Genomic DNA, 11,674 nt, shown 5'->3' with positions numbered 1-11,674 from the left:
CATAGCGAGTTACGGCAATGTGCGCACCGCCGTAACTCGCTATGGCTCGCTACGGCCTACTTTCTGGTTCCCAGGCTGACGCGGTAGGCCCGGCCGCTTACGCGTCGCGGCTCACTTTGGTTGATAGGCTGGCTTGTTGCCCGTGTACGTCACACCAAATCCGAAAATGCGCTAGACTGTTCGCTTTGCCGCGAACCTTAGAGCATTTTGATCTCGTGAACATCGTTATTCTGCATTGTCACTTTCAACGCGGCGGTGTGACGCAAGTGGTCGAAAACCATGTTCGGTTTTTACGGCAATGTGATGATGTTGATCGCGTGGTTTTGGTTTCAGGCCCGCGATCCGATGGCCTGACTGATAAAGTTCTGTCATCGACGATTCAGTTGAACTTGCCGGATTTTGATTACGATACGAAACGATTTAGTGCTGACCAGAATCGTGAGCGTGCCGATCAAATAGCACAGGATCTGATTCGCCTGTTCGCCAGCGAAGGTTTGCATCCTGATCAGACTGTTTTGCATTGGCACAATCACAGCCTGGGGAAAAACACGGCGGCACCTCTGGTTATTGATCAACTTGCCAAGCAGGGTTGGTCGTTTCTTTTGCAGGTGCATGATTTCGCTGAAGACAACCGCCCTGAAAACTTGGCACGACTGATTCAGGCGAGTGGTGCAAGCAGCAAATCCGAATTGGATCGGTTCCTCTATCCAACGACCGGCAAAATTCGTTACGCCGCACTGACCGCCGGCGATACCGAGACATTGTCGAGCCTCGGTTGCAAAGCCATGACTTTGTCTAACAGCGTTACGCTGCCCAGTGAGAAGGCTCCCGATCAGGAAACCACACTGGCGAAAGTTCGGTCAGCATTTTCGCTGCCCAGTGACGCACGGTGGACGTTGTATCCTGTTCGCGGGATTCGGCGGAAGAATGTTGGCGAGTGGCTGCTGCTAGCTCAGTTGCTTCCCGATGATTGGTATTCAGGGCTAACGTTGCAGCCAACCACTGCGGTTGAAAAAAACAGCTACCTTCGATGGAAGGAACTTGCCGCCACGGTGGCACCCAAAGCAGTCTTTGATGCGGGGCATCATGAACAGATTTCCTTTGCCGAAAACTTGTCGGCTTCTAGCAACGTTTTTTCGACCAGTGTTGCCGAAGGTTTTGGGATGACTTTTCTGGAACCATGGCTGGCTGGCCGATCAGTGGTTGCCCGGCGTTTGCCTGGCGTCACGTCTGACTTTGAAAAAGCCGGCGTTAATTTGAGTTCGTTCTACGATGCGATTCCCATTCCTGGCAACAAAGATTGGATCGACCAGTGCCATCGTGAAATTCAGTCCGCGATGGATTCGGCGATCGCTCAACTGCCAGCAGGTTTTCGGCCTGCTCGAAAATTGGCAAGCCCGATCACCGATTCCATCGACTTCGCCTTGCTGACGCCCAAGCGACAAACCGAAGTGCTTTGCCGAATGGCCGATGACGTGGGATTCGCGGACGCCGTGCGGCAACGTTCGCAGAAGCTAGTCGATGCAATTGCCAGCCCGCCCGATCACGAAACGATTCACGCCAACGCTGGTGTGATCGCTGATTACTATTCCATCGAATCCGTAGGCAAGCGATTGATGAAAGTCTACGAATCGGTTTTGAAATCGGATGCAGTGATGATTGACACGATGTCGAATTTGTCCGCGGTTGATTTGGTTAACTTGAACCGTCCTTTTTATCCTTGCCGAACGGAGACTTTATCGGATGAATCGTAGTTCACCTTGGATCGATCAAATTGTTCAGCATCGAGCTCCACTTCAACCAATCCCCACCGATATCAAGCCGAAGCTAGTCGAGATCCCCGCGATCCGTGCGGTCATCTTTGATGTTTACGGAACGCTCGTTGTCAGCGGCAGCGGCGATGTCGGGTCGGCGGATGTTTCGCAATCGACCGACCATATTTCGGATGCTTTCCAAGCTTGCGGAGTTTCGCTGGACTCGGATTCCACTCCGACTTTGGCTTCGCTCAAAAAGCTGATCAGCGAAACCAACCTCGCTGCGAAAAGTGACGCCTGTCCCAAACCGGAAGTGGACATCGTGGATATCTGGCGGCGATTGTTGACTCAGCATGGCTTGACGCAGATCGCGGGCGACACGGAACAGGTCGTGCGAATCGCTACTGCTTATGAGGCCAGGGCAAACCCGACTTGGCCGATGCCGGGGGCTGCTGAATTGCTGGCGGAACTAAAATCGTCGGGGAAAATTCTGGGAATTGTGAGCAATGCCCAAGTATTTACGCCCGCACTGGTGGAAGAGATTTGTGACGCCGCTTCGCTGGAAGAGGCTGGTTTTCAATTGGATCTGTCGCTGTTTTCGAACCGTTTTCGGCAGTCCAAACCTGGTCCGCGATTGTTTGAAGTGCTGGTCGATTCGTTGGCAAGACGCAAGATCCTTCCCCAAGAAGCGATCTATGTTGGCAACGACATGCTCAATGATGTTTACGCCGCGTCGGTCGCGGGGCTTCGTACGGCGTGGTTTGTCGGTGACGCTCGTAGTTGTCGGCCCAGGACCGATGACGTCCGATGCCAGAACTTACAACCCGACCTGGTTCTGACAAATCTACCCGAGTTGCCAAATTGTCTTCGCCTTCATTGATGACTCAATTTATGATCCACTACTGCCCCATAGGAATTGTCCTGAAATAACTTCATCAGATTCGATTCGCCCAAATCCCAACCCGAACGCGTAAGCGAGGGATTTACGCGTCAAACGAGATCCCTCGCTTACGCGTTCGGGTTGGGAAGTTGTTTCGGGACGGTTCCATATATCTTTGACGATCAGCGAGCAGTAACACCGGATCATCCTTCTTATGGCCGTTCGAATTGGATTCATCGGAACTCGCTTTGCGGGAACTGACGGAGTATCACTGGAAAGTGCAAAGTGGGCCAAGGTTCTTTGGGACCACCGGCATACCAGTTATTGGTATTCGGGGCTAAGCGATCGCGACGAGGATACGTCGATGGTCGTGCCGCACGCCTACTTTGGCCATCCCGACATCGAATGGATCAATCGGCGAGCGTTCGGGACACGAACTCGCACGCCCGATGTGACTCAGCGAATCTACGCGCTGGCAGATTACCTGAAGGGCACGATCTATGAATTTACGCGTCGGCATGATTTGGATTTGTTGATCGTTCAAAATGCGTTGTGCATTCCGATGAACATTCCATTGGGCGTCGCGATCACCCACTTCATCGCCGAGACCGGTTTTCCCACGATCGCGCACCATCACGATTTCTACTGGGAACGCGATCGGTTTAGCGTTTCGGCGGTGACAGATTTAATGTGGATGTCGTTCCCGCCGGCGCTGACCCAGATTCAAAACGTGACGATCAATTCATTCGCGCAGGAAGACTTGGCTCACCGGCGCGGCGTTTCGTCGATCTTGGTGCCCAACGTTTTGGACTTTGATACACCGCCCGACGAAGCAGACGATTACGCCCGATGTTTTCGTAAAGACATTGGCATCGCCGAGGATGACATCATGTTTTTACAGCCGACTCGCGTGGTCCCGCGTAAAGGGATTGAGCATGCGATTTCGTTGGTGTCGGCGCTTAGGAATGACAAGTGCAAGCTGGTGATTTCGCACGCCAGCGGTGATGAGGGCAACGAGTACCTGACCGCGCTTCAGGAAATGGCGGAATCCGCTGGCGTTGATCTTCGACTGTGTGATGAACAGGTCGGCGACAAGCGTGGTTTGACGGCCGACGGCGGAAAAATCTACACGCTCGCTGACGCTTACTCGCAAGCGGACTTCATCACCTACCCCAGTATTTATGAAGGTTTTGGAAACGCACTTTTGGAAGCGTTTTATTATCGCAAACCGGTCCTGGTGAATCGCTATTCGATCTTTGTTGCGGACATTGAACCCAAGGGGGCAAAGGTCATCGCGATGGACGGCTATCTAACCAAAGACGTCGTTAGCAAGGTTCAGAAGATCATTGACGATCCGGCATACCGCCAAGAGATGGTCGATTTCAACTACGAAATAGGAAAAGCTTTCTTCAGTTACAGCGTGCTAAGACGCAAGCTGCGAGCGTTGGTGACCAACTTCACCGGCACCGACGGGCTGTAGCAGGGCTGTCTGCTGCAATAGGCTTCCTACTGACTGACTCGGTCAATTGAATCAGTCCCCTGAAATCATTTCCAAACGGAACAACCGATGCTTGACGCCAAGACGACCCAGTTGCTGACCGAGATTTACGGCAACGTTCCACAGGTTTTGCAAAGCGGTTTGGCGGACCTGTTTGATTCCGCCAGTGAAAATGAAACGGAGGCGGAACTTTGGAACGAACAAGATGTTGTCCTGATTACCTATGCGGATCAGATTCGTTCCGGTGATATCTCGCCTTTGCGGGCTCAGAATGAATGGTTGCTGGATCAGTTGCTGGACGAAGTGATTTCGACCGTTCACTTGTTACCGTTTTGTCCTTACACCAGCGATGATGGTTTTTCGGTCGTTGATTATTTAGCGGTCGATCCCGAGGTCGGGACTTGGACGGACATCAGCAATCTGGGTGACGGTTTCAGTTTGATGTTTGACTTGGTTCTCAATCACGCCTCGCAAAAACACGCCTGGTTCGCCGGATACTTGGCCGGTGATCCGCAATACGCCGACTTCTTTATCGACGTGGACCCGGCCACGGATCTAAGCGAAGTCGTGCGACCGCGCAGCTTGCCGTTGCTGACTCCTTTTGAAACCGAATCGGGAACCAAGCATATTTGGACAACCTTTAGTCCTGACCAGGTTGATTTGAATTACGCCAATCCGAAAGTCATGTTGGCGATGCTGGAAACGCTGGTCGAGTACGCTCGTCGCGGGTCGCGGATCGTGCGATTGGATGCGGTCGCGTTTCTGTGGAAACAGATCGGCACAAACTGCCTGCACCTTCCGCAGACTCATGCAGCAGTCAAGTTGATGCGTCATGTTTTGGATCGTGTTGTCCCCGGAACGATCATCCTGACGGAAACCAACGTGCCGCATGCTGAGAACATCAGCTACTTGGGTGATGGCACCGATGAAGCTCACATGGTTTATCAGTTCAGCTTGCCGCCGCTGTTGCTTGACGCGATTCACAGCAACGACACATCGGTGATTCGCGATTGGTTGTCGAGTTTGAAACCGCCGAGCGATGAAACCACCTTCTTTAACTTCACCGCGTCGCATGATGGTGTTGGGATGCGTCCGTTGGAAGGCATCGTGTCGGCCGAGCGAGTCGAAAACTTAGTCGATGTCGTCAAGGAGCATGGTGGGCGAGTGAGCATGCGCAGCAAGCCCGACGGAAGCGAGTCGCCTTACGAACTGAACATCGCCTACATCGATGCGGTTGCAAATAGGAATGAGGTGTCCGAAGCCGAACACGCCAGGCGGTTCTTGGCGACTCAGGCGATCATGTTGTCGATTCAAGGAATGCCTGCGATCTATTTTCATTCGTTGGTCGGAACGCCCAACGATCAAGCCGGGGTGGAACAGTCGGGTCAAAACCGACGCATCAATCGGCACAAGTATGACCGGTCCGAATTGGATTCGGCACTTTGGGAACCGCATTCGTTGCAGCGACGCGTATTTGACGGATACCGCCGGTTGCTAGAAGTGCGTTGTCAACAAAAAGCGTTTCATCCGCGGGCGAGTCAAACCGTGTTGGATTTACCCGGTGACGGGTTGCTGGGGTTTGTTCGCGAAACCAATGACGGTCAGAAGATTGCCGTGTTGGCGAATCTGAGTTCGGACGCCCGCGTTGTGGACGCGTCGATGATTGACGAAACGCTTCGGTTTGACGAATTGGCTCAACAGCGTTTGTTTGCCGATGATCCGATTCCAATGCGACCGTTCCAGGTCCGCTGGCTCAGCAGCGATTGAGCTTGCGTTGGCGGAATATCCCGTAGCTGATCCCGTCAGGGTTCAGTCCTTATCCGCAAGCGAAACATGCCCCCGACGAACTGACCCCAACGCCGTGGAGATATCTGGTCTGGGAAAGCACGGATTAGTTCGTTTAACCGCGTTGGGCATCGCCCCGCGCGTCGTGCTGGTCCCAAACGCGCGGGGCGATGCCCACGCGGTTAAACAATTTTGAAACCCTTCGCGGCGTTGGGCACGCGGTTCGGCGGTTTAGAAACCGTTGGCGACGGACTGAACCCTGGCGGGATCAGCTACGCGGTTGCTTGACGCTTCAACCGTTGTTCTACGACGACACGTCGACGCGATTGACGACTTGCATGCCACCGGCAACTTGGCGGATGGCTTCTTGTGCGAGTTGCTTGTGATAGAAACTTCGCACGCGTCCGGTTAGTCGTAAGTCATTCGCACTGTGATCAACGCGAAGGTTTCGGAGTTCCCTAACGGAGCTTTCAGCAAGGATCGCTGTTGCTGCTTGAGTTGTTTGGGTTGCTTGAGAATTCGTCATCCGCATTACATCCATTGAGACGGAAATCGATTGGTGTTTTTGAACGATAGAGTTCGAGGCCACAACGCCTGTCTTTAAAATATCACACATCATCAGAATCTTGCCTACGGATATCTTCCAAATTTCTTGCAAATAGTGGTGGCTGAAAACAAAGAGTTCGTTGGCTGTGTGACTAATCGCACAATCCGGTGCGACATGGCGCTACAGACATCTTGCTAGCAACGTGTGGGAGTTCGTTTGCAATTAACGGCCGTGACGATTGTGAGGGGCAATTGCTGCACGGATATTCGCCGCTGCGGGAATCCTGTGTCGTTTTCGGATCGCATCATTTGACCGACGACGATGGCAAGCTATCTGTTTGTGACGGAAAACTTTGCCCCAGAGGACTCGGTTTCATGATTTGGCTTGATTTTTTAATTGCACTCAGTTGTGGCGGTGCCGGTTTAGCATGTGGATGGGTGATGCATGCGATGGATGGCATCGGTGGCGAATCCAATCCAGTGGCGGCGTCAAAATCAAAGTGTGCGGCTGCAAGCAGCGATCCGACCGTCAACGACGATGCCGACGATCCAGAGGCCCAACGTGAACTGGTCAGCAATGCAGCGGATCGTTTGAAATCTTATGCTTACGCGATGGCAGCCGACGTCGACGCGCACCAATCCAAGGTGCAAGCGGTCAATAATTCATTGAACGAGAGCGCGGATGCATCACCCGAAGCGGTGTCCGAAGCGATCCATCAATTGGTCGAAGCGAACGAGGAAATGCAGTCTCAGTTGCAAAGTGCCCAGGACCGCATTCACGAACAAGCACTGCAAATCGAATGTGCAGAAAAGCGAGCTGAAACCGACGCGCTGACTCGCGTGCCTAACCGCGGTGCGTTTGATCGCCACTTTGCTCAGCGACATGAACTCGGCAGCGGTGTTGCCAGCACGCTGGCGATGCTTGACGTTGACCATTTCAAGAAGTTCAACGATGTCTACGGTCACCGAGCCGGTGATGAAGTGTTGCGCATCGTGGCTGGAATGTTGCATTCACGTTTGAACGAACGCGGAATTGTCGCCCGCTTTGGCGGCGAAGAGTTTGCCGTGATCCTGGACGATTGTGACATCGATCAGGCCTCGCAGTACGTCGAAGAAGCAAGGCAGGCGATCAGCCAACGTGAGATCCACTTCGAGGGCAAGCGACTGCGTGTTACCGCATCGGCTGGTCTTGCACAGTTGTCACTCGACAGCAGCGAGCAAGGTGATGGTCAGCAGTGCGAGAGTTTGGAACAGTGGATGCAGCGATCTGATGATGGTCTCTACCATTCCAAAGAAGCTGGCCGTGACTGCGGGCACTGGATGGACGGGCAAACGCCCGTGAAGATTGAACTTAGTAAATCGAGTGGTTTGGAAAGCACGCCAGTATCAAAAACAGAGGCACCTTCGACAGCCGGCGAAGAAGTGAACGAGCAGGCTGTGAACGAGGAAACAGTGAGCCAGGAAACAGTGAGCGAGGAAACAGTGAGCCAGGAAACAGTGAGCGAGGAAACGCAGAGCAAGGTTGAAAAAACTGGCGACGATAAACTCAGCGACGATAAAACTGGTGACAAGGATCCAAGCGAAGCCAAGGATGTCGTCTCAGAAAATGAAACAGCCAATGAAACAGCCAGCGAAGAGACTAGCGAAGAAGCCGCTGACGTAGAGGATGCAGACGAGCCAGCGACGGGCCCTTTCGCAAGCCTGCCTAATCGTAAAGCGATGGCTCAGGAATTCAGCGAGATGCAGGAACGGGCGGGCGCGAGCGTCACAACATTCGTGATGGCGATTCGATGTCACACCGAGGCGAGTGCTTCGGCCATGCGTTCGTTGTTGCAGGTAACTCGCGCGACGCTACGCAACGTTGATCGTTTGGGCTACCAAGATCAATCGACGCTGTTGGTTTGCATGCCTAGCGTTGACCAAGAAACCGCTCGAACACGCGGCGAGCAAATTTGTCGCAGTGCGGGTTCGATTGGGCTTTCCAGCGAAGACGGTGAAGACCGCGCCATTTCAATCGGCGTCGCAGAAATCGAAGCCGGGGAAGATTTCGATCAGGTCGTCGATCGATCAGTCACGATGGCCAACCAAGGCCGTGACCCGAATCGCGATATCGTCACCTTCGACGCCGAATCCGCAGCGGCAAGCTGATTCTGTCTGATCGGTTAACCCCACGGCTAATCGGGCTGCGAGTTTCACGGCACCTTAAATGCGATTTTGAAAAAAAATTGCTTTGCCTCAAATCCGGCTTGACCCTGGTTCACGCGACCGCCTATCCTCCGCGACATGTTGATGACAAAGCCACTGGCTGCGACATCAATGTTGGCGTTCAAGATTCGACGTGGTCTCGCATGGGTAATCTTTTAATCTGATTGCTGCGGACACACGGATGTTTCGCGACTCACAAGGATGTGATCGTGTTCTTCGTGACGACGAGTGCATTGAATGATTGTTCGATAGGTCTGACGCAGGATGCTGACGACTCTTCGGACACCCACACCGAAAGTTGGCACCCACACCGAAGGTTGGCGATTTCGCCAGCAAGACATCAAATCGAGAATTTGAGCCACCGGCTCCCGGAACTGAAGCGCGTTGTCCTCCGCCCCCCTAGGACCTCGTTCTTTCCGGGAGCTTTTTTTATGCGCCCGCAAAAGTACCTTTGAGGTCAAAAGTAGGCCGTATTCCACTCCGCTCAATACGGCCTACCCACCGCAGACTATCTTTCATTTCTGCCCGGTTCACCCAAGTTGGACTGCACCGTATATTCTCACACTGGACGAATGCTGTTCCCGTCTCGATCGGACCAGTCTTTCACGCGGATCACCCCAATAGCGGATCACTCGACACACGATGAAGATTCACGAATACCAGGGCAAACAGCTCTTTCGCCAAGCGGGCGTTCCTGTTCTTGACGGCGTTATGGCCAAGACCGCTGACGATGCGGTTGCCGCCTACGACAAACTTGGCAACAAAATTGCCGTCGTCAAATCGCAGATCCACGCTGGTGGACGCGGTAAAGGCACGACCAAAGAAAACCCCGACCAGCGTGGTGTTGTGGTTTGCAAAAATGCCGATGAAGTCCGCGCCGCTGCCGAAGGATTGATCGGTAAAACGCTGGTTACAATCCAAACCGGCGAAGAGGGCAAAGAAGTCCACCAAGTTTACGTCGAAGCAGGCTGTGATATCGCTCGCGAACTGTACCTTGGCATTGTCGTCGATCGCGCGGCGATGAAACCTGTTTTGATGGTCAGCACCGAAGGCGGCGTTGAAATTGAAACGGTCGCCGAAGAAACGCCCGAACTTATTTTCAAAGAGCACTTTGATCCTGCCGTCGGGCTAGAAGGTTTTCAAGTTCGCAAGCTATGCAAAAAACTTGGCATCACCGGCGCAGCAGCAAAGGCCGCGGCGAAGTTTATGCCAGCGATCTGCCGGTTCTTTGTCGATTTCGATTGCTCGATGTGCGAAATCAATCCGTTGGTAATCACGGGCGACGATCAAGTCATCGCCTTGGATGCTAAGATTGAATTCGATAGTAACGCACTGTATCGCCACCCGGACTTGTTGCCGTTGCGTGACGAAACCGAAGACGAACCGTCCGAAGCTCGTGCCAGTCGATCAGGGTTGAGCTTCGTTAAGTTGGAAGGCAACATCGGTTGCCTGGTCAACGGTGCCGGACTTGCCATGTCAACGATGGACATTATCAAGTACCACGGCGGTCAGCCCGCGAACTTCTTGGACGTTGGCGGTGGAGCGAACGCGGAACAGGTGACCGAGGCGTTCCAAATCTTGCTGGGCGATCCCAATTGCAAAGGTGTTCTGGTCAATATCTTCGGCGGCATCGCACGTTGCACGACGATTGCAGCGGCGATCATCGAAGCTGGAAAGACCGTCGGCTTTGAAGTCCCATTGGTCGTCCGTTTGGAAGGCACCGAAGTCGAAGAGGGTCGCAAGATGCTGGCCGAATGCGACATCGACATCATCAACGCGACCGACATTACCGATGCCGCGAAAAAGATTGTCGCAGCAACGAAGTAGGGATCAGGTTTTAGGTATTAGGTTTTAGGAAAGAAGTGTTCACAACCTGATATCGACCTCGCCCCCCAACAAATTTATCTAACACCCAACGCCTAAAACCTAACACCTAAAACCTATTCACATGAGCATCCTGGTCGACTCGAACACGAAAGTCATTTGCCAAGGCATTACTGGCAAATCAGGCGAATTTCATACTCTTGGTTGTCGTGATTACGGCACCGCGATGGTCGGTGGCGTGACACCTGGAAAAGGTGGGCAAAACGTCGAGGGCATTCCTGTGTTCGACACCGTCGAAGAAGCGGTCACCAAAACCGGTGCCAACGCGACCATGATTTTTGTGCCGCCACCCTTCACCGCAGACGCAATCTTGGAAGCGGTCGATGCGGGGATCAAAATCATCGCAGCGATCACCGAAGGCGTCCCAGTGATCGACATGGTGCGTGTTTATGAAAAGGTCAAAGCGAGTGATTCGATTCTGATCGGACCCAATTGCCCTGGCCTGATCACGCCGGGTTCCTGCAAGATCGGCATCATGCCGGGTTACATTCATCAGCCCGGTAAGGTGGGTGTGATGAGCCGTAGTGGAACGTTGACCTACGAATCAGTTTGGCAAACAAGCAATCTGGGGCTCGGTCAGAGCACTTGTGTTGGTCTTGGTGGCGACCCGATCGTCGGAACAAGCTTCATCGACTTGCTGAAGATGTACGAAGAAGACGATCAGACCGAAGCGATTTTGATGATCGGCGAAATCGGTGGTACGGCCGAAGAAGAAGCAGCGGCGTTTGCGAAAGAGAACGTTACCAAGCCTGTGGCAGCATTTATCGCTGGACGTACCGCACCACCCGGAAAACGAATGGGCCACGCTGGTGCAATCATCAGCGGCGGCAAGGGCACAGCGACTGAGAAAGTTGCGGCACTTGAAGATGCCGGAATCGTCGTCGCTCCCACGCCAGCCGACATGGGCGACGCAGTCGTCAAGGCAATCGCCAAAGCGTAACTATTGTCGCGGAGGTTGTCCCAACCTCCGACTCTGTGTCGATTATCGAGTTTGGGAGTGGGTAAAGCAGTGGCTAGGTTATCCTAGCCACCGCCTCCCCGTTGTAGCGACAGGGTCAATTCCCTGTATTTACCGGCGTGCGGCTTTCCCGCACCGGGCTACCCCCAGCTGATTGCCTCATA

General features: G+C 53.4%; 9 protein-coding genes. 7 read left to right on the top strand and 2 right to left on the bottom strand.

Translation table 11 applies throughout. The features are described 5' to 3' along the window. The first annotated feature begins 215 nt into the window (after positions 1-215). The 4 genes from RC85_RS22845 (at position 216) to RC85_RS22830 (ending at position 5,899) form a co-directional block, all read left to right on the top strand. On the top strand, positions 216-1,754 hold the full coding sequence (locus RC85_RS22845) for a glycosyltransferase (protein WP_068267059.1): 1,539 nt from the start codon (positions 216-218) through the stop codon (positions 1,752-1,754). After that, positions 1,744-2,634, top strand: coding sequence for an HAD family hydrolase (locus tag RC85_RS22840; RefSeq protein WP_068267058.1), 891 nt, complete (start codon positions 1,744-1,746; stop codon positions 2,632-2,634). Before RC85_RS22845 ends, RC85_RS22840 begins: the two co-directional genes overlap by 11 nt. A 214-nt stretch (positions 2,635-2,848) precedes the next feature. Beyond that, positions 2,849-4,114, top strand: a complete 1,266-nt coding sequence (locus RC85_RS22835; RefSeq protein ID WP_068267057.1) for a glycosyltransferase family 4 protein — start codon at positions 2,849-2,851, stop codon at positions 4,112-4,114. Between the two features lie 87 nt (positions 4,115-4,201). Then, on the top strand, positions 4,202-5,899 hold the full coding sequence (locus RC85_RS22830) for a sugar phosphorylase (protein WP_068267056.1): 1,698 nt from the start codon (positions 4,202-4,204) through the stop codon (positions 5,897-5,899). A gap of 322 nt (positions 5,900-6,221) precedes the next feature. Here RC85_RS22830 and RC85_RS22825 read toward each other — a convergent pair whose 3' ends face one another. Further along, a complete protein-coding gene (locus RC85_RS22825) occupies positions 6,222-6,443 on the bottom strand; it encodes a BON domain-containing protein (RefSeq protein ID WP_068267060.1) in 222 nt (73 codons plus the stop codon). A gap of 395 nt (positions 6,444-6,838) precedes the next feature. Here RC85_RS22825 and RC85_RS22820 point away from each other — a divergent pair, with 395 nt between their 5' ends. Continuing rightward, positions 6,839-8,611 carry a diguanylate cyclase domain-containing protein gene (locus RC85_RS22820; protein WP_149752759.1) on the top strand — a complete coding sequence of 591 codons (1,773 nt, stop codon included), beginning with the start codon at positions 6,839-6,841 and terminating at the stop codon, positions 8,609-8,611. Positions 8,612-8,823: 212 nt separating this feature from the next. Here RC85_RS22820 and RC85_RS22815 read toward each other — a convergent pair whose 3' ends face one another. Beyond that, positions 8,824-9,030 carry a hypothetical protein gene (locus RC85_RS22815; protein WP_149752758.1) on the bottom strand — a complete coding sequence of 69 codons (207 nt, stop codon included), beginning with the start codon at positions 9,028-9,030 and terminating at the stop codon, positions 8,824-8,826. A gap of 280 nt (positions 9,031-9,310) precedes the next feature. Here RC85_RS22815 and sucC point away from each other — a divergent pair, with 280 nt between their 5' ends. Continuing rightward, entirely contained in the window at positions 9,311-10,495 is a 1,185-nt protein-coding gene (gene sucC, locus RC85_RS22810) for an ADP-forming succinate--CoA ligase subunit beta (protein ID WP_068267053.1), read from the top strand. Between the two features lie 121 nt (positions 10,496-10,616). Further along, positions 10,617-11,492, top strand: a complete 876-nt coding sequence (sucD, locus tag RC85_RS22805; RefSeq protein WP_068267052.1) for a succinate--CoA ligase subunit alpha — start codon at positions 10,617-10,619, stop codon at positions 11,490-11,492. Positions 11,493-11,674 lie beyond the last annotated feature (182 nt).

The sequence above is a fragment of the Rubripirellula obstinata genome (genome assembly GCF_001642955.1).
Classification (GTDB): domain Bacteria; phylum Planctomycetota; class Planctomycetia; order Pirellulales; family Pirellulaceae; genus Rubripirellula; species Rubripirellula obstinata.
This window is presented reverse-complemented; position numbering and strand designations above follow the sequence as displayed.